The 16,870-nt window shown below is 56.6% G+C and carries 19 protein-coding genes; 15 read left to right on the top strand and 4 right to left on the bottom strand.

Translation table 11 applies throughout. From position 1 onward, the window contains the following. Window positions 1-10: 10 nt before the first annotated feature. The 3 genes from ytfT (at window position 11) to C3708_RS16635 (ending at window position 3,686) form a co-directional block, all read left to right on the top strand. The gene (gene ytfT, locus C3708_RS16645) at window positions 11-1,036 is read left to right on the top strand and encodes a galactofuranose ABC transporter, ATP-binding protein YtfT (RefSeq protein WP_095280530.1); all 1,026 of its coding nucleotides are present in this window, start codon (window positions 11-13) and stop codon (window positions 1,034-1,036) included. Beyond that, window positions 1,023-2,024 carry a galactofuranose ABC transporter, permease protein YjfF gene (gene yjfF, locus C3708_RS16640; RefSeq protein WP_095280531.1) on the top strand — a complete coding sequence of 334 codons (1,002 nt, stop codon included), beginning with the start codon at window positions 1,023-1,025 and terminating at the stop codon, window positions 2,022-2,024. Before ytfT ends, yjfF begins: the two co-directional genes overlap by 14 nt. A gap of 93 nt (window positions 2,025-2,117) precedes the next feature. Then, on the top strand, window positions 2,118-3,686 hold the full coding sequence (locus C3708_RS16635) for a methyl-accepting chemotaxis protein (protein ID WP_095280532.1): 1,569 nt from the start codon (window positions 2,118-2,120) through the stop codon (window positions 3,684-3,686). Window positions 3,687-3,720: 34 nt separating this feature from the next. On the opposite strand, the gene C3708_RS16630 is transcribed toward C3708_RS16635, so the two are convergent. Then, window positions 3,721-4,014: a LysR family transcriptional regulator gene (locus tag C3708_RS16630; RefSeq protein ID WP_095280533.1), complete on the bottom strand. Its 294-nt coding sequence runs from the start codon at window positions 4,012-4,014 to the stop codon at window positions 3,721-3,723. 146 nt (window positions 4,015-4,160) lie between these two features. After that, entirely contained in the window at window positions 4,161-5,159 is a 999-nt protein-coding gene (gene fbp, locus C3708_RS16625) for a class 1 fructose-bisphosphatase (protein WP_095280534.1), read from the bottom strand. Between the two features lie 198 nt (window positions 5,160-5,357). On the opposite strand from fbp, the gene mpl reads away from it, so the two are divergent. Further along, window positions 5,358-6,731, top strand: coding sequence for a UDP-N-acetylmuramate:L-alanyl-gamma-D-glutamyl-meso-diaminopimelate ligase (mpl, locus tag C3708_RS16620; protein ID WP_095280535.1), 1,374 nt, complete (start codon window positions 5,358-5,360; stop codon window positions 6,729-6,731). 113 nt (window positions 6,732-6,844) lie between these two features. Here mpl and yjgA read toward each other — a convergent pair whose 3' ends face one another. Continuing rightward, a complete protein-coding gene (gene yjgA, locus C3708_RS16615; protein WP_095280536.1) occupies window positions 6,845-7,396 on the bottom strand; it encodes a ribosome biogenesis factor YjgA in 552 nt (183 codons plus the stop codon). 94 nt (window positions 7,397-7,490) lie between these two features. Between yjgA and pmbA the strand changes: the two genes are divergently transcribed. Together pmbA and cybC are read left to right on the top strand one after the other, a co-directional pair. Next, complete coding sequence (gene pmbA, locus C3708_RS16610) at window positions 7,491-8,843, top strand: metalloprotease PmbA (protein ID WP_095280537.1); 1,353 nt, start codon at window positions 7,491-7,493, stop codon at window positions 8,841-8,843. 221 nt (window positions 8,844-9,064) lie between these two features. Continuing rightward, window positions 9,065-9,451 carry a cytochrome b562 gene (gene cybC, locus C3708_RS16605; protein WP_103949820.1) on the top strand — a complete coding sequence of 129 codons (387 nt, stop codon included), beginning with the start codon at window positions 9,065-9,067 and terminating at the stop codon, window positions 9,449-9,451. Window positions 9,452-9,521: 70 nt separating this feature from the next. On the opposite strand, the gene C3708_RS16600 is transcribed toward cybC, so the two are convergent. After that, the gene (locus C3708_RS16600; protein WP_095280539.1) at window positions 9,522-9,677 is read right to left on the bottom strand and encodes a Hok/Gef family protein; all 156 of its coding nucleotides are present in this window, start codon (window positions 9,675-9,677) and stop codon (window positions 9,522-9,524) included. Window positions 9,678-10,089: 412 nt separating this feature from the next. Here C3708_RS16600 and C3708_RS16595 point away from each other — a divergent pair, with 412 nt between their 5' ends. From C3708_RS16595 to C3708_RS16555, 9 genes are all read left to right on the top strand, one after another. Further along, window positions 10,090-10,428 (top strand): glycine dehydrogenase, encoded by a 339-nt coding sequence (locus tag C3708_RS16595; protein ID WP_095280540.1) that lies wholly within the window; start codon window positions 10,090-10,092, stop codon window positions 10,426-10,428. An 11-nt stretch (window positions 10,429-10,439) separates the two neighbouring features. Beyond that, on the top strand, window positions 10,440-10,802 hold the full coding sequence (locus C3708_RS16590) for an SFCGS family glycine-rich protein (protein ID WP_095280541.1): 363 nt from the start codon (window positions 10,440-10,442) through the stop codon (window positions 10,800-10,802). Window positions 10,803-10,804: 2 nt separating this feature from the next. Next, the gene (locus C3708_RS16585; RefSeq protein WP_095280542.1) at window positions 10,805-11,104 is read left to right on the top strand and encodes a DUF4312 family protein; all 300 of its coding nucleotides are present in this window, start codon (window positions 10,805-10,807) and stop codon (window positions 11,102-11,104) included. Window positions 11,105-11,126: 22 nt separating this feature from the next. Next, window positions 11,127-11,903: a DUF4311 domain-containing protein gene (locus tag C3708_RS16580; RefSeq protein ID WP_095280543.1), complete on the top strand. Its 777-nt coding sequence runs from the start codon at window positions 11,127-11,129 to the stop codon at window positions 11,901-11,903. Window positions 11,904-11,916: 13 nt separating this feature from the next. After that, window positions 11,917-12,558, top strand: a complete 642-nt coding sequence (locus tag C3708_RS16575; RefSeq protein WP_095280544.1) for a DUF4310 family protein — start codon at window positions 11,917-11,919, stop codon at window positions 12,556-12,558. Between the two features lie 43 nt (window positions 12,559-12,601). Continuing rightward, on the top strand, window positions 12,602-13,735 hold the full coding sequence (locus C3708_RS16570; RefSeq protein WP_103949819.1) for an amidohydrolase/deacetylase family metallohydrolase: 1,134 nt from the start codon (window positions 12,602-12,604) through the stop codon (window positions 13,733-13,735). Beyond that, window positions 13,719-14,831, top strand: coding sequence for a DgaE family pyridoxal phosphate-dependent ammonia lyase (locus C3708_RS16565; RefSeq protein WP_103949818.1), 1,113 nt, complete (start codon window positions 13,719-13,721; stop codon window positions 14,829-14,831). Before C3708_RS16570 ends, C3708_RS16565 begins: the two co-directional genes overlap by 17 nt. A gap of 2 nt (window positions 14,832-14,833) precedes the next feature. Further along, a complete protein-coding gene (locus tag C3708_RS16560; RefSeq protein ID WP_103949817.1) occupies window positions 14,834-15,574 on the top strand; it encodes a KDGP aldolase family protein in 741 nt (246 codons plus the stop codon). A 143-nt stretch (window positions 15,575-15,717) separates the two neighbouring features. Beyond that, the gene (locus tag C3708_RS16555) at window positions 15,718-16,863 is read left to right on the top strand and encodes a lactonase family protein (RefSeq protein ID WP_103949816.1); all 1,146 of its coding nucleotides are present in this window, start codon (window positions 15,718-15,720) and stop codon (window positions 16,861-16,863) included. The last annotated feature ends 7 nt before the right edge of the window (window positions 16,864-16,870 follow it).

Genomic DNA, 16,870 nt, shown 5'->3' with positions numbered 1-16,870 from the left:
GGAGTCAATCGTGATGCCCCGTTCTCTTCCCCAGCCAGGCGAATCCAGGCGCCGCGTTAACTGGCCCACCGGCACGCCGCAGATCGTGGCACTGCTGCTGGTGCTGGTGGTGGATAGCCTCGTTGCGCCGCATTTCTTCCAGATTATTTTGCAGGATGGCCGCCTGTTCGGTAGCCCTATCGATATTCTAAACCGCGCCGCACCGGTGGCGCTGTTGGCAATTGGCATGACGCTGGTGATTGCTACTGGCGGGATCGATTTGTCCGTCGGCGCGACGATGGCCATCGCGGGCGCGACAGCCGCCTCGATGACGGTTGCCGGACACAGTCTGCCGGTTGTGATTTTAGCGGCACTAGGGACCGGCGTACTGGCGGGCCTGTGGAATGGAATTCTGGTCTCGCTTCTGAAGATCCAGCCGTTCGTTGCCACCTTAATTCTGATGGTGGCCGGACGCGGCGTGGCGCAGTTGATTACCTCCGGGCAGATCGTCACCTTCGACTCTCCGCAGCTGGCGTGGTTCGGCAGCGGCAGGCTGCTGCTGTTTCCGACGCCGGTGATCATTGCCCTGGTGACGCTTGTCGTGTTCTGGCTGTTCACCCGTAAAACGGCGCTGGGGATGTTTATCGAAGCCGTGGGGATCAACATTCGCGCCGCGAAAAATGCGGGGGTCAGCACCCGGATGGTGGTGATGCTGACCTACGTCCTGAGCGGGGTCTGCGCGGCCATTGCCGGGATTATTGTCGCCGCCGATATTCGCGGGGCTGATGCCAATAACGCCGGATTATGGCTGGAGCTGGATGCGATTCTGGCGGTGGTGATTGGCGGCGGATCGCTGATGGGCGGGCGCTTTAACCTGCTGCTGTCGGTGATTGGCGCGCTGATTATCCAGGGGATGAACACCGGTATTTTGCTCTCTGGCTTCCAGCCGGAGCTGAATCAGGTGGTCAAAGCGGTGGTTGTGCTCTGCGTACTGATTGTTCAGTCGTCGCGCTTTATTAGCATCATCAAGGGGATACGCGGCCATGATAAAACGTAACTTACCGCTCATGATCACCCTGGGCGTCTTTGTGCTGGGCTATCTCTACTGCCTGACGCAATTCCCCGGTTTCGCCTCGACGCGTGTGATTTGCAACATTCTGACTGATAACGCCTTTCTGGGGATTATCGCCGTCGGCATGACCTTCGTGATCCTTTCCGGCGGGATCGATCTCTCCGTCGGGTCGGTGATCGCCTTTACCGGCGTGTTCCTCGCCAAAGCGATTGGGTTCTGGGGGATCTCGCCGCTGCTGGCTTTCCCGCTGGTGCTGGTGATGGGCTGCGCGTTTGGTGCGTTTATGGGCCTGCTGATTGATGCTCTGAAAATCCCGGCGTTTATCATTACCCTCGCCGGGATGTTTTTCCTGCGTGGGGTGAGTTATCTGGTATCGGAAGAGTCGATCCCAATCAACCATCCGATCTACGACACCCTCTCCAGCCTGGCGTGGAAAATCCCTGGCGGCGGTCGTCTGAGCGCGATGGGCCTGCTGATGCTCGGCGTGGTGGTGATCGGCATGTTCCTTGCGCACCGCACCCGTTTTGGCAACCAGGTCTACGCTATCGGCGGCAGCGCGACATCGGCAAATCTGATGGGGATCTCCACCCGCAGCACCACGATCCGCATCTACATGCTATCAACGGGGCTGGCGACCCTGGCGGGAATTGTCTTCTCGATCTACACCCAGGCGGGCTACGCGCTGGCGGGCGTGGGCGTTGAACTGGACGCGATTGCCTCGGTGGTGATTGGCGGTACACTCTTGAGCGGCGGCGTTGGAACGGTACTCGGCACGCTGTTTGGTGTGGCGATCCAGGGGCTGATTCAGACCTACATTAACTTCGACGGCACGCTCAGCTCCTGGTGGACCAAAATCGCGATTGGCGTTTTACTGTTCATCTTTATCGCGCTCCAGCGTGGTCTGACAGTACTGTGGGAAAATCGCCTCAGCTCGCCGGTGACGCGGGTGAGCACCACAACGCTCAACAGATAACGTCCTGAATTTGCTTAAAGTGTAAACTTTTTCCGGTAGCGGTCGATAACCTTTATTTCTGTCCAGAAATATCTCGCTACCGGAAATAACATCATGCTGAAAACGCTATCGATTCGTACCGGCTTGCTTTCGTTACTGGCCGTTATGACCCTTCTGCTGCTGATTGTCAGCGGCATTGGCATTTATGCCCTCACACAGAGTTCCTCTTCTTTACAGCGCATTAATCACCTTCAGGGTGAGCAGATGGTGCAGCTCAACGCGGGTTACACCCTGATTTTGCGCGCCCGTAACGAAGCGGGTCAGGCCGTTCGACTCATGGAAATCGGTATGCTAGACGATGCCGCCAAATCCGTGCAGAACATCAATCGCGAAGTCGCTCAGGCGCAAAAAACGCTGAAAGGCGTGATCGACGGCGGCATTGAGAACCCGAAAGGGCAGCAACTGCTGGACAAAGTGGCGGCAAGTTTTGCCACCTATAACGCCGAAGGGATCACTCCGATGGTGGCCGCGCTGAACCAACAGAGCGCCGATACCTATTACGATCTGCTGGAGAATAAGCTGATCCCGGTCGCGCGTCAGTTTGATAACGACATGCAAGCGTTCCAGTCGTGGAGCGAAAAGCGCGGGAAATCGGAAGTGAAAGCGGTGCAGTCGAGCAAAAACCGGGTGATGATGCTGATCGTGATTGCCGCCCTGCTCACCGCCGGGATCATCGTTCTGGCCTGGCTTTCTCTGCGCAATATGCTGCTTAAACCGCTTCTGGCGTCGATTGCTCAGCTGGAACACGTGGCGGCAGGCGATCTGACACACAGCCTGAACGAACCGACCAGCCAGGAATTTAACCGCCTGAATGCGGCGATCGAAGAGATGCGCCAGTCGCTGATGGGCTCGGTCATGCGCGTGCGCGATGCCAGCTCGCAAATTGATACAGGCAGCCGCGAGTTGACCGCCGGAAACATGAATCTGGCCCAGCGCACGGAATCCACGGCCACCTCCCTTGAGCAGACGGCAGCGAGTATGGAAGAGATCACCGCCACCGTGAAGCAGAACGCCGATAACGCCGAACAGGCGCACCAGATGGCGAAAAGCGTCTCGGATACCGCCGATCACGGCAGCGAAATGGTGTGCTACGTAATTGAAAAAATGCGCGATATCTCAGGCAGTTCGGCGCGCATCGCAGACATCCTGAGCGTGATTGACGGCATTGCTTTCCAGACGAACATTCTGGCGCTCAATGCTTCGGTCGAAGCGGCGCGCGCGGGCGAGCAGGGGCGTGGGTTTGCGGTGGTCGCCGGAGAAGTGCGTAACCTCGCCAGTCGCAGCGCCGATGCGGCGAAAGAGATTCGTACGCTAATCAGTGATTCCCAGACTCACGTCAACGAAGGCAGCGAGCTGGCTCAGCAGGCTGGCGAAACGATGGATGAAATCGCCACCGAAGTGCTGCGCATGACCAAACTGATGCGTGAGATCGCCAACGCGTCTCTGGAGCAGAGCCGTGGTATTGAGCAGGTGAATATCGCGGTCAATCAGATGGACGAAACCGCGCAGCAAAATGCTGCGCTGGTACAACAATCTTCCGCCGCGACGCGCTCTCTGGAAGAGCAATCGCGCGAGCTGATTGAAGCCATGTCGTCGTTTAAATTATCGGCCCAAACGGCCTGACTAAAATAAGCCCTGACGCATAATGCGTCGGGGTTTATACTTCCGCAGTATTCACCGCACCAATATTTTGATGAATATCCGCCATTAAATTTTCCAGCGAATTTGTCAGCTGTAATGCTTTTTGCGTGGGCTCAAGATATAAACCTTTACGAATAAATAACGGCTCATCAAAAAGTTGATTAAAACGTTTTAATGCCAGACTTACCGCCGGGCGCGACATGTCCAGACGCACGGAGGCTTTCGCCATGCTGCCGCAGCGGACAATCTCAATAAAAACAGGAATAAGATTTAAATCGATACCGGTGTTTGCACGAGAATAATTTTGCATCGTGACGGTCACTCCTCTGAATAAAATTTAACTGTTCAGAATAATGCGTGAGTGGCCGGGAAGATTAAAGCGCCATTTTTATATTCATTTATACGGTAAAATATATAAATGAAAAGAGGGAGCGATGCTCCCTCAGAGTAAAAGCGTTACGCGTCCGGGTATTCGCGGATCAAACGTTCAACGTCTTCGACCATGTGATTGTTGCCAACAAAGAACGAACGGCGCTGGTGCAGGCTGTTCGGGATAATATCCAGAATCCGCTCTTTACCATCGCTGGCCTTGCCGCCAGCCTGTTCAGCCAGGAACGCCATCGGGTTGCATTCATACAGCAGGCGCAGTTTCCCTTCCGGGTGGCTGGCGGTGCTTGGATAAAGATAAATGCCGCCTTTCAGCAGGTTACGGTGGAAATCCGCGACCAGAGAACCGATGTAGCGCGAGGTATAAGGGCGCTGGGTCAACTTATCTTCTTCCTGGCAGAATTTGATGTATTTCTTCACGCCGTTCGGGAATTTGATGTAGTTGCCTTCGTTGATGGAGTAAGTGGTGCCTTTTTCCGGGAAGCGCATGCGCTCCTGGCTCAGGCAGAATACGCCCAGCGAAGGATCGTAGGTAAAGGCATGAACGCCGCAGCCGGTGGTGTACACCAGCATGGTGGATGACCCGTAAACCACATATCCGGCAGCCACTTGCTTGCTGCCCGGCTGCAGGAAATCTTCTTCAGTGACCGGGGTACCGACGGGCGTAACGCGGCGATAAATGGAGAAAATCGTGCCGACAGAAACGTTCACGTCGATATTGGAGGAACCGTCCAGCGGGTCCATCAGAACGACGTATTTGGCGTGCTCGCAGCCTTCGAAAACAACGATTTCATCTTCTTCTTCGGACGCAATTCCCGCGACGATATCGCGTGCGCGCAGTGCGGCTTTCAATTTCTCATTGGCGAACAGATCGAGTTTTTGCTGCACCTCGCCCTGCACGTTTTCGGCACCGCTGGCACCCAGGATATCGACCAAACCGGCCTTGTTGATATCGCGGTGGATGATCTTCGCGCCGAGCTTTATTGCCGACAGCAAAGCAGTGAGCTCACCAGTAGCATGAGAGAACTCGTGCTGCTTTTCGACAATAAATTCACCTAACGTTTTCATAACACTTTCCCTGCATCGTATGTGAGTAAAGCGATCGTATGTTGCGTATAAAGCCTGAAGCCCAACAATCTTAACAAACATTCAAATATTAGCGCAGAGGTGAATCGCGCCAGCAAAATACGGATTTACCTGAAATGCGTTTCTCTGACGCTGACATGTGAGTAAAATGTGCGCCACACAGAAGAGGGATAGTGACGTATGCGCATTCATATATTGGGGATTTGTGGCACTTTCATGGGCGGACTGGCGATGCTGGCGCGCTCTTTAGGCCATGAGGTGACGGGTTCGGACGCCAATGTGTATCCGCCAATGAGCACATTGCTCGAGAAACAGGGCATCGATCTGATTTCGGGATATGACGCCAGCCAACTGGACGATGAGCCGGATTTAGTGATTATCGGCAACGCCATGACCCGTGGTAATCCGTGTGTGGAAGCGGTGCTGGAACGCAACATTCCGTTCATGTCTGGCCCACAGTGGCTGCATGATTTCGTGCTGCGCGATCGCTGGGTGCTGGCCGTGGCCGGTACGCACGGCAAAACCACCACCGCCGGAATGGCGACCTGGATTTTAGAGGCCTGCGGCTACAAGCCGGGCTTCGTGATCGGCGGCGTACCGGGGAATTTTGACGTTTCCGCGCGTTTGGGCGACAGCCCTTTCTTCGTGATTGAAGCGGATGAATATGACTGCGCGTTCTTCGACAAGCGTTCCAAATTCGTGCATTACTGCCCGCGCACGCTGATCCTCAATAACCTTGAGTTTGATCACGCAGACATTTTTGACGATCTGAAAGCGATTCAGAAACAGTTCCACCACCTGGTGCGCATTGTGCCGGGCCAGGGGCGCATCATCTACCCGGAAAACGACATCAATCTGAAACAGACGATGGCGATGGGCTGCTGGAGCGAACAGGAGCTGGTGGGCGAGCAGGGCCACTGGCAGGCGAAGAAACTGACCACCGACGCCTCCGAATGGGAAGTGTGGCTGGACGGTGAGAAAGTCGGCGAAGTGAAGTGGGCGCTGGTCGGTGAACACAACATGCATAACGGTCTGATGGCGATTGCCGCCGCGCGTCACGTGGGCGTCCTGCCTGCCGATGCGGCGAATGCGCTTAACACGTTCATCAACGCCCGTCGTCGTCTCGAACTGCGCGGTGAAGCCAACGGCGTGACCGTGTACGACGATTTCGCCCATCACCCAACGGCGATCCTCGCGACGCTGGCTGCCCTGCGTGGCAAAGTGGGCGGCACGGCGCGGATTCTGGCAGTGCTGGAACCGCGCTCGAATACCATGAAAATGGGGCTCAGTAAGGACGATCTCGCACCGTCGTTAGGCCGTGCGGATGAAGTCTTCCTCCTGCAACCGCAGCATATCCCGTGGCAGGTAGCGGAAGTGGCGGAAGCGTGCATTCAGCCTGCGCACTGGCATGCGGACGTAGACACATTAGCGGATATGATCGTCAAAACGGCGCAGCCGGGCGATCACATTCTGGTGATGAGTAACGGTGGTTTTGGTGGGATTCATCAGAAACTGCTGGACGGTCTGGCGAAGAAAGCACAAGCGGTAGAGTAGCTGTTGTGCCCGGTGGCGCTTTGCTTACCGGGCCTACAGAATCGTTGGGCGGATAACCATCCGGGCCGACAACATCGTAGGCCGGATAAGCGCAGCGCCATCCGGCAAAAATCTTAACCTTCGTTCTCAGCCAGCTCGCGCAGATACTGGAAAATCAGGCGCGCAGATTTCGGCGGCTTATTCCCTTCTTTCTCTTTCTTCGCGTTACGGATAAGCGAACGTAACTGCTGGCGGTCAGCGTCCGGCCACAGGTTCAATACTTCTGCGACGGCATCGTCACCGTTATCGACCAGACGGTCGCGGATCTGCTCAAGCTTATGGAACAGCGCAACCTGCTGGTTGTGACGGTTCTTCAGCTTATCCAGCGCCTGGCGGATCGGTTCTACGTCACGCTGGCGCAGCATTTTACCAATCAGCTGGAGCTGACGGCGACGGCCTTCTTTTTTGATTCGTTGGGCCAGTTCAATGGCACCGCGCAGATCCGGGTCGAGCGGGAGTTTATCCAGCGCGTTTTTACCCAGTTCTACCATTTCCGCACCAAGTTGTTTTAACTCTTCGGCGTCGCGTTTAATTTCACTTTTACTGACCCAGATGATTTCATCATCTTCGTCTTCGATGTCATCACCGGGAACGTCGTCGAGCCAGTCTTCGGGCTGCTTAGTCATGTCAGGCTCCTTAAAAAAGAGGCTAATGTTACCAGTTAAGACGCGCACTGAAAAACGGTTCTCTGTTAGACTTCAGATAACTCCCTCTTACAGTATGGCATTTGCGATGAAAGTAACCTCACAAGTTGAAGCGCAGCGTAAGATTCTTGAAGAAGCGGTATCCACAGCACTGATGCTGGCCTCAGGCCAATCCGACGGCGCAGAAGTGGCGGTCAGTAAGACCACGGGCATTAGCGTCAGCACCCGCTTTGGCGAAGTGGAAAACGTTGAATTTAACAGTGACGGCGCGCTGGGGATTACGGTTTATCACCAGAATCGCAAAGGCAGCGCCTCTTCGACCGATCTCAGCCCGGATGCCATTGCCCGTACCGTGCAGGCCGCGCTGGATATTGCGCGCTACACCTCGCCAGACCCGTACGCGGGCGTGGCAGACAAAGAGCTGCTGGCGTTTGACGCCCCGGATCTGGACCTGTTCCACCCGGCTGAAGTCACACCGGACGAAGCCATCGAGCTGGCGGCGCGCGCAGAACAGGCGTCGCTTAAAGCCGATAAACGCATCACCAATACCGAGGGCGGCAGCTTCAACAGCCACTACGGAATCAAGGTGTTCGGCAACAGCCACGGCATGTTGCAGGGCTACTGCTCAACACGTCACTCTCTGTCCAGCTGCGTTATCGCCGAAGAAAACGGCGATATGGAACGTGATTACGCCTACACCATTGGCCGCGCGATGGGCGATTTGCAGTCTCCTGAGTGGGTCGGTGAAGATTGTGCAAGACGCACTCTTTCGCGTCTGTCTCCGCGCAAACTGTCGACCATGAAAGCGCCAGTTATTTTTGCCAATGAAGTGGCAACCGGTCTGTTTGGCCATCTGGTCGGCGCGATTGCGGGTGGGGCGGTGTATCGTAAATCCACCTTCCTGCTCGACGCGCTGGGCACCCAAATTCTGCCAGAATGGCTGACCATCGAAGAACATCCGCACCTGCTGAAAGGGCTGGCGTCCACGCCGTTCGACAGCGAAGGCGTGCGCACCGAACGTCGTGACATTATCAAAGACGGCGTGCTGACCCAGTGGCTGCTGACCAACTATTCTGCGCGCAAACTGGGGCTGAAAAGTACCGGTCACGCGGGCGGCATTCACAACTGGCGCATCGAAGGCCAGGGCCTGAACTTTGAACAGATGCTCAAGCAGATGGGTACCGGCCTGGTTGTCACCGAGCTGATGGGCCAGGGCGTGAGCGGCATCACCGGCGATTACTCGCGCGGTGCGGCGGGCTTCTGGGTCGAAAACGGTGAAATTCAGTACCCGGTGAGCGAAATTACCATCGCCGGTAACTTAAAAGATATGTGGCGCAATATTGTTACGGTCGGTAACGATATTGAAACGCGCAGCAATATACAGTGTGGTTCAGTGCTGTTACCGGAGATGAAAATCGCCGGCCAGTAATACCCGTCATACTTCGAGCTGCAGGTGCGTTGGCTGCGCGTGCTCACCCCAGTCACTTACTTTAGTAAGCTCCTGAGGACTCGCGCACTTGCCGCGTGACTCGGCCAGTGGCCTCGCCCCTTCGGGGCCAGCGCATGCGCTGTTCAAAACGCTGTGCGTTTTGTCCTGCAACTCGAATTATTCGGGTATGACTTTTTCTATAATAAAAAAGGAAGTGAGCAATGTATAAAAGCCTGTTAGCCGTCGTCGTCGCTTCAACCCTGGTCATGAGTCCGGCTGCGTTTTCCGCCGATCTTGAAGACAATATGGATACCCTCAGCGCCAATCTGAAAGTGGTGCAAAAAACCGATAATGCGACGGAAATGAAAGACGCATTAACCAAAATGCGTGCCGCCGCGCTCGATGCGCAAAAAGCGACGCCGCCGAAGCTGGAAAACGCGGCGCCAGACAGCGCGGAGATGAAAGATTTCCGTCACGGTTTTGACGTGCTGGTCGGGCAGATCGACGGTGCGCTGAAGCTCGCCAACGAAGGCAAGGTCAAAGAAGCGCAGGCCGCTGCTGACGGCTTCGTCACCACGCGCAACGAGTACCACAAAAAGTATCGTTAAATGGGTGCCTGAGCTGTACGCCTGGTCTCGTGATGCGGAGGCATACTCCCTGCCTCCGCGTGTTAGCTCCTTACTTCCCGGAGCGGCAGTCCATCCGCGCAACTAACTCCAGCGAACCCTGACGAAAACGGAGCTCGCAAAGCGTTTTGCGGTTTACCAGAGATAAGATGATTAGTGTCAAAGCAATAATCATCAGAGCCCTGATAATCGGTTTCTGCTGCTTCATGGATGCCTCCTTGGCAGCGGGTAAGGCATTGCTTCACGTGTCTAGACGTGTTGTTTCAGCCCCGACCCTGATTTAAATTCAGGTAGGGGCTTTCCACTTTCCGTCCCATGCATGAGACAGTTAGTCTCAAGCACCCACGCGCACTCTATCGAATCCCCATAAGAAAACCTTATCCACGTCACATTTCTACGAGCCCACTCGTAAACTTTTTCGTTCTCGTTCCCGCCGTTTGACCCTCGAATAGCGTGATATTCATCACGTGAATCCAGCTGATAATTCATATTTGCCGCAATTATGTGGCACAGATCACTGGTGCCGCTTTCCTTTCCACTTCGAAGTGGAAAACAACTCGCTACAAACATTTCACAGCCAGCGTTAGTTTGAACCCAGAGCCATTAACGGGGTAAGACGAGTGATTAACGGAGCGGTAATGAACGACGTTGGGGAACAGGCAGCGCAAACGCAAAAGCTCGCCGACACCATGCTGGAGCAGGTTTTCACCCTGCTTGCCCATAACAACATCATTCCCAATGACGTCCAGGTGCAAATGCTGACTTCACACGTTCGTGCGATGGCGCACCGGTCTGTGACCGGCGAGCCGCTGCCGGAGGTGGAAGCCGACCTGTTTGACGAAATTTCTGCAGATTCAATGCGACTTGCCCGCGAAGTGGTGGCGCAGTTCGGCAATCTTCCTGATGAAGAAGCCTGGCTGCTCTCCGTTCACTTCGAAGTCGCGAAAGACAACCTTTAAGGAGCAATACCATGGAACAAATTACTGTAGTCATCGGCGATCGTCTGGGCAAAGGCCAGAAAGTGGCCCTCGGCGTTGAAAAAGCGGGCGGTCGTGCGGTTGTCGTGCCGGGTGTCGCGGCGGATATGAAGCTGGGCGATGTGATGAAAGCGGAAAACGCTACTTTCGGCATCTCTTTCTGCGGCAGTGGCGGCGCTGGCGCTATCACCGCGCAGACCAAATATGGCTACAAAGCCAAATACGGCATGCGTTCAGTGGAAGAGGGTGTTACCGCCATCAACGAAGGCTGCAACGTGCTGGGCTTTGGCTTTATGGATAAAGAAGAGCTGGGCGAACGTCTGGTGCAGGCGTGGCAGAAGAAGCACGGCGCATAAGCATGAAAGAACAATTCACCACCACGGTGAGGGTGAAAGGCAAAGGCGAGATGAAATCCCGCGCCTTTGCCGACGCACTAAACCACGTACAGGCGACGGTGATGAAAGCCTCGCCGCATATCTTACTGCGTATTGAGCCACAGGATGTGCAGGTTGTTCAGGCGCAAGAAGCGGTGCGTAAGGAAGCTTTTCTGTACTTCTTTTTGCGCCGGGAAAGACGCACTTACAGCGTGGAGCTGGATGTGACCGTCAACGTGACTGCCATCAATCTCGACAAGGTGGACTTTGTCACGCAACGCTGATTCTTACTAATAGGGCAGACTAATGTTCCTGATAATTTTAATAAAATCGCTCATCATCGGCGGTCTGGTTGGCGTCGGCGTGGGCGCCGGAGCGGCACGCATGTTTCATGCGCCTACCACACAAGGTATGGGCGCGTTTCGTACGTTGGGGGAACTGAACTCCTGTGAAGGGGACCCGGCGTCTCACTTCTCCTTTGGTCTGGGGTTCTTCTTTAACGCCTGGGCATCGTCAGTGGCTGCGGGGGCATTCACTCAGGACGTTGACCATCGCATCATCCCTAACTGGGGTGCGGCGGCGCTGATGCTGAAAAATCGCAACGTCGGTGAAACCCTGCACGACCCGCGCAAAATGGCGATTGCCTGCGGCATCATCGGCATGTTCGTGGTCACCTTCCTTAACCTCACCGCCTCGTCCGTTCCGGCAGCCCTTCAGGTTACTGCTGTGAAGGTGCTGGTTCCGGCAGCCAACCTGCTGGTCAATACCGTAATGCCGGTAATTTTCTGGCTGGCGGCAATTGATGCGGGCAAAAAATCGGGCTTCTGGGCAACCGTGTTTGGCGGCGCAGCGCAGCTGATCATGGGTAACGCCGTACCGGGTCTGGTGCTGGGTATTCTGATCGGTAAAGGCGTCGAAGAGAGCGGCTGGAACCACGTCACCAAAGTGATGATGGTGGCTATCGTTCTGCTGTTCGTCCTGAGCGGATTCTTCCGTGGCTTCGACATGAAGATGATCGAATCCTTCCATCTGACCGTGCCGAACTGGCTCGATCTGATCCACAGCTCGCTCAGCGGCAAATAACAGGAGCCTCTAAATGGAACAGAATAAAGGTTTTTGGTATGCCGACTGGTCGTTCCCGATCTTCGTTGGCCTGCTCTCCTCCGGCGTCTTCGCCGGGACGCACATGTACTACCTGTACGGCATCGGCGCGTTTAACGAAGTGGCCTTCGTGGCGATGTTGAAAGCAGGCATCGACACCGGCGTGTACGGCGCGGTGGCGGCGTTCGGCGCAAGCTTCCTGTTCGCCCGTATCATCGAAGGTTCCCTGGTGGGGATTCTGGATATCGGCGGCGCGATTCAGACCGGCGTCGGCCTCGGCGTTCCGGCGCTGCTGCTGGGCGCGGGGATCATGTTCCCGGTGACCAACTTCATCGCCTCGCTGGCGACCGGCCTGGTGATTGGTCTGGCGATTGGCTACGTGATCATTCTGGCGCGTAAATTCACCATCAATCAGAGCAACTCCACCTACGGGGCTGACGTGATGATGGGCGCGGGTAACGCCTCTGGCCGCTTCCTCGGGCCGTTGATTATCCTCAGCGCCATGACCGCTTCCATTCCGATTGGTATCGGCTCCCTGGTCGGCGCGCTGCTGTTCTACCTCTGGCAGAAGCCGATTACCGGCGGCGCGATCCTCGGCGCCATGATTTTAGGCTCGCTGTTCCCGGTAGCCCTTTAACACCCACGGGCGCTTAAGGCGCCCGTCCTTTCAGGAGATACGCATGTTTGATTTACTCCTGCGCCGTGCGCGCCTGACCGACGATACCTTGACCGATATCGCCATCCAGGACGGTAAAATCGCAGCGCTGGGCGAGATTTCCACTCCCGCACACAAAACCGTCGAGCTGAACGGCGAAGTCTTCGTCAGCGCCGGCTGGATTGATTCCCACGTTCATTGCTACCCGAATTCCCCGATCTACCACGATGAGCCCGACAGCGTCGGCATCGCCACGGGCGTGACCTCGGTGGTGGATGCAGGCAGCACCGGTGCGGATGACGTGGACGACTTCTACGACATCACCCGCAAAGCGTCTACGGACGTTTTTGCCCTGCTGAACATCTCCCGCGTCGGGCTGATCGCCCAGAACGAACTGGCGAACATGGCTAATATCGACGCTGATGCGGTGAAACAGGCCGTTGCACGCCACCCGGATTTCATCGTTGGCCTGAAAGCGCGCATGAGCAGCAGCGTGGTCGGCGAAAACGGCATCACGCCGCTGGAACGCGCGAAAGCGATTCAGAAAGAGAACGGCGATCTGCCGCTGATGGTCCACATCGGCAATAACCCGCCGAATCTCGATGAGATCGCTGATTTGCTCAGCTCCGGCGACATCATCACCCACTGCTACAACGGCAAACCGAACCGTATTCTGACGCCAGAAGGCGAGCTGCGCGCTTCCGTCACCCGTGCGCTGAAGCGCGGCGTGCGTCTGGACGTCGGCCACGGTACCGCGAGCTTTAGCTTTGAAGTGGCGAAACGCGCCATCGCGATGGGCATTCTGCCGCACACCATCAGCTCGGACATCTACTGCCGCAACCGCATCAACGGCCCGGTCGGCAGCCTTGCCAGCGTGATGTCGAAATTCCTCGCCATTGGCATGTCGCTCCCGCAGGTGATCGAGTGTGTCACCGCCAACGCCGCCGATGGCCTGCGTCTGGCCCATAAAGGCCGCCTTCAGCCGGGTCTGGACGCCGACCTGACGCTGTTCACCGTCAAACGCCAGCCAACGCTGCTGGTGGATGCGGAAAACGACAGCCTGCAGGCTGAACATATTCTGGTGCCGCTTGCCGCGATCCGCGCGGGCAAGGGCTATATGACCGAACAAGGGAGTACGGAAAATGCCTTCGATTTATGAGAAATACGGTTTAAAACAAGTGATCAACACGTCTGGCCGCATGACCGCGCTGGGCGTATCCACGCCGCGCCCGGAAGTGGTGCAGGCGGCGATGGACGGCATGAACCAGTACTTCGAAATGAAAGATCTGGTGAATAAAACCGGGGAATACATCGCGAAGCTGCTGGACGTGGAAGGGGCGACGGTCGTCTCCTGCGCGTCGGCGGGGATTGCCCAGTCCGTCGCGGCGGTGCTGGTGAAAGACAGTGACTGGCTGCTGGAAAACCTGCACGTCACGCCGATCGAGAACAACGAAATTGTGCTGCCGAAAGGCCACAACGTTAACTTTGGTGCACCGGTGGGTACGATGGTGGCGCTCGGCGGCGGTAAACTGGTGGAAGCCGGGTACGCCAACGAATGCTCTGCCGATCAGCTGGCAGCGGCGATCACCCCACGCACGGCGGCGATCCTCTACATCAAATCGCACCACTGCGTGCAGAAAAGTATGCTCAGCGTCGAGCAGGCGGCAGTGGTGGCGCGCAAACACGATCTGCCGCTGATCGTCGATGCGGCCGCCGAAGAAGATCTTCACACCTATTATCGCTCTGGCGCGGATCTGGTGATCTACAGCGGCGCGAAGGCGATTGAAGGGCCAACCAGCGGGCTGGTGATCGGCAAAACGCAGTACGTCGAGTGGGTGAAACGCCAGACGGCGGGCATTGGTCGCGCAATGAAAGTGGGCAAAGAGGGGATTCTCGGCCTGACCTGCGCCATCGAACATTATCTGACGGCAACCAAAGAGAGCGGGGCGGAAATGGTCGCGAAAATGACGCCATTTATCGATTCCCTGAATACCCTAAACGGCGTCACGGCCCGCGTGGTGTGGGACAGCGCCGGTCGCGATATTGCGCGCACTGAAATCCAATTCGACGAAGCCACCACCGGCGTCGGCACCGGCGATCTGGTATCGCAGCTTAAACAGGGTGAATACGCGATCTATTTCCGTGGCTACAAGGCCAACGAAGGGATTATCGAAGCGGACGTGCGCAGCGTCAGCGCCGATCAGCTGAACATTGTTTATCGCCGCATCCGCGAAGTCTTAAGCCAGGAGAAATAAGCATGAAACTGACCCCCAATTTTTACCGTGACCGCGTGTGTCTGAACGTGCTGGCCGGTTCCAAAGCTAACGCCAGTGCGATCTATGAAGCCGCAGAAGGTCATGTCCTGGTGGGCGTGCTCTCCAAAAACTATCCAGATGTGGCGAGCGCCGTTGCGGATATGCGTGAATACGCTGCGCTTATCGACAACGCGCTCTCCGTCGGGCTGGGCGCGGGCGACCCGAACCAGTCGGCGATGGTGAGCGAGATTTCTCGCCAGGTGCAGCCGCAGCACGTCAACCAGGTGTTTACTGGCGTGGCGACCAGCCGCGCGCTGCTCGGGCAGAACGAGTCCGTGGTCAACGGTCTGGTGTCACCAACGGGTACCGTTGGGATGGTCAAAATCTCCACCGGCCCGCTGAGCAGCAAAGCGCCGGACGGTATCGTCCCGGTGGAAACGGCGATTGCCCTGCTGAAAGATTTCGGCGGCAGCTCGATCAAATACTTCCCGATGGGCGGCCTTGAATGCCGTGAAGAATACAAAGCCGTCGCCGAAGCCTGCGCCCGTCACGATTTCTGGCTGGAGCCGACCGGCGGTATTGATCTGGAGAACTTCGAGGAGATCCTGCAGATCGCCCTCGATGCAGGCGTGAGCAAAATCATTCCGCATATCTACAGTTCAATCATCGACAAAGCCAGCGGTGATACCCGTCCTGACGACGTGCGCACGCTGCTGGAGATGACGAAGAAGTTGGTTAAGTAGCTTTTCCCCTCACCCTAACCCTCTCCCAAAGGGAAAGGGGACTAAAACATCCTTCTCCCTGTGGGAAAGGGGACTAAACCGCCCTCTCCCTGTGGGAGAGGGCCGGGGTGAGGGCATCAAACCGCACAAAGCCAGGAGCCACCATGCACACCCATCACCTGCTCGTTGCTTCACTCTCTATGCTCGCCACCGCCGCCATCGCCCAGCCCCAGTACGCCTGGGTCGGCACCTACAACCCGAACGGCGAGGGGCTGTACCGTTTTACCGTCGATCCGCAAACCGGCGCGCTCGGTAATAAAAAATTGGTCAGCCAACTGCCCAACGCCGCGCAGCTCACCGTCTCGCACGATGGCAAAACCCTCTATCTGGCGAGCGAAGCCGAGAAAGGGATGATTCAGGCGCTGCGCATCGGTGCAGAGGGTGAACTGACCGAGCTCAATCAGGTGGCGTCCGGTGGAGCGGGGCCAGTGTATGTTTCGCTTACGCCGGAAGGGCGACATCTGCTGGTGGCGAACTACGTCAGCGGTTCGATTGCGGTGCTGCCGGTGAAAGCAGACGGCAGTCTGGGCGAGGAAACGGACACGCATCAGGATCAGGGCGAACCTGGCGCAGCTAAGCCGGAAGCGGCAGTGGAAGGGAGTTTCGCCGCCAGCGATCATAACGGCCCACACGCTCATATGATCGCCGCCGATCCGAGCGGGAAATTTGTCTTTTCGACGGATCTCGGCCTGGATCGCATTTATCAGTACCGCTTTGACGGTCAAAGCGGAAAACTCACCCCGAACGATCCGCCATTTATCAGCGCCTCGTCGAAAGGCGCGGGGCCCCGGCATTTCGTCTTTACCCCGAAAGGTGACGGCCTGTGGCTGATCAACGAAGAGTCCTCAACCCTGACCTGGTATGCACTGGATAAGACTTCCGGCACTCTGAAAGCAGGCAAAACGATTTCGTCACTGCCGAAGGAGTACAAAGGCACCAGTTTTGCCGCCGGGCTGGCGTTGAGCGCCGACGGCCAGCAGCTTTACGTCGCGAACCGTTTGCATAACAGCATCGCGCACTTTAGGGTAACGGCGGACGGCACGCTGGTGCATCAGGATGATGTCTGGACGCGCGGGGATTATCCGCGCTCGCTGACCCTGGATCAGCAGGGCCGCTGGCTGTACGTTATGAATCAACGCAGCGATAACATCACCCGTTTTCGCGTTGCGCCCGATGGCACACTAAGCTTTGAACCGGACTACACGCCGGTCGGCAGTCCATCACAGATGGTCATTTCAACCGGGCCATGAGCCGTAA

Source organism: Lelliottia sp. 7254-16, assembly GCF_002922995.1.
Lineage (GTDB): Bacteria > Pseudomonadota > Gammaproteobacteria > Enterobacterales > Enterobacteriaceae > Enterobacter > Enterobacter jeotgali.
This window is presented reverse-complemented; position numbering and strand designations above follow the sequence as displayed.

Coding starts and splice junctions, on each gene's coding strand:
- fbp (WP_095280534.1), bottom strand. CDS start 5,159: ATGAAAACGTTAGGTGAATTTATTGTCGAAAAGCAGCACGAGTTCTCT.
- C3708_RS16600 (WP_095280539.1), bottom strand. CDS start 9,677: ATGAAGCAGCAGAAACCGATTATCAGGGCTCTGATGATTATTGCTTTG.
- C3708_RS16585 (WP_095280542.1), top strand. CDS start 10,805: ATGAAAGAACAATTCACCACCACGGTGAGGGTGAAAGGCAAAGGCGAG.
- C3708_RS16555 (WP_103949816.1), top strand. CDS start 15,718: ATGCACACCCATCACCTGCTCGTTGCTTCACTCTCTATGCTCGCCACC.
- yjfF (WP_095280531.1), top strand. CDS start 1,023: ATGATAAAACGTAACTTACCGCTCATGATCACCCTGGGCGTCTTTGTG.
- pmbA (WP_095280537.1), top strand. CDS start 7,491: ATGGCATTTGCGATGAAAGTAACCTCACAAGTTGAAGCGCAGCGTAAG.
- C3708_RS16580 (WP_095280543.1), top strand. CDS start 11,127: ATGTTCCTGATAATTTTAATAAAATCGCTCATCATCGGCGGTCTGGTT.
- mpl (WP_095280535.1), top strand. CDS start 5,358: ATGCGCATTCATATATTGGGGATTTGTGGCACTTTCATGGGCGGACTG.
- C3708_RS16635 (WP_095280532.1), top strand. CDS start 2,118: ATGCTGAAAACGCTATCGATTCGTACCGGCTTGCTTTCGTTACTGGCC.
- C3708_RS16575 (WP_095280544.1), top strand. CDS start 11,917: ATGGAACAGAATAAAGGTTTTTGGTATGCCGACTGGTCGTTCCCGATC.
- C3708_RS16560 (WP_103949817.1), top strand. CDS start 14,834: ATGAAACTGACCCCCAATTTTTACCGTGACCGCGTGTGTCTGAACGTG.
- cybC (WP_103949820.1), top strand. CDS start 9,065: ATGTATAAAAGCCTGTTAGCCGTCGTCGTCGCTTCAACCCTGGTCATG.
- C3708_RS16590 (WP_095280541.1), top strand. CDS start 10,440: ATGGAACAAATTACTGTAGTCATCGGCGATCGTCTGGGCAAAGGCCAG.
- C3708_RS16630 (WP_095280533.1), bottom strand. CDS start 4,014: ATGCAAAATTATTCTCGTGCAAACACCGGTATCGATTTAAATCTTATT.
- C3708_RS16570 (WP_103949819.1), top strand. CDS start 12,602: ATGTTTGATTTACTCCTGCGCCGTGCGCGCCTGACCGACGATACCTTG.
- C3708_RS16565 (WP_103949818.1), top strand. CDS start 13,719: ATGCCTTCGATTTATGAGAAATACGGTTTAAAACAAGTGATCAACACG.
- yjgA (WP_095280536.1), bottom strand. CDS start 7,396: ATGACTAAGCAGCCCGAAGACTGGCTCGACGACGTTCCCGGTGATGAC.